1 pseudogene is annotated in these 304 nt (G+C 58.2%); it reads left to right on the plus strand.

Going from position 1 to position 304, the window contains the following annotated elements:
• Positions 1-76: 76 nt before the first annotated feature.
• Positions 77-304 (plus strand): annotated as a pseudogene (locus CWI66_RS17805) (IS5/IS1182 family transposase); the annotation flags it as partial.

Raw genomic sequence — 304 nt, forward strand, 5'->3', positions numbered from 1 at the left:
ACCTCGCTTGGAAACTGTGAGGTTACTTTAGGGCGAATTTTAGCGGGGTGGCAGAACGTCGTGGAATGAACGCTTACAGCGGGTATACGGCGACGCGGGCTACACCGGCATGTGGAAGTACCTGGACGAAGAGAAGGATGCCCCGGACTCCCGCTGCTGTGTTGCCGCCAAGCGCGGCCCCATCAAGAAGATGGAAGACAGTCCCATGAAAGCGCTGCTGCTGGAATTCGAGAAGGCCAAGGCCAGCATCCGCGCCAAGGTCGAGCACCCGTTTCATGTCATCAAGAACCTCTTCGGCTACCGG

The organism is Halomonas sp. 141, assembly GCF_002810305.1.
GTDB lineage: Bacteria > Pseudomonadota > Gammaproteobacteria > Pseudomonadales > Halomonadaceae > Vreelandella > Vreelandella stevensii.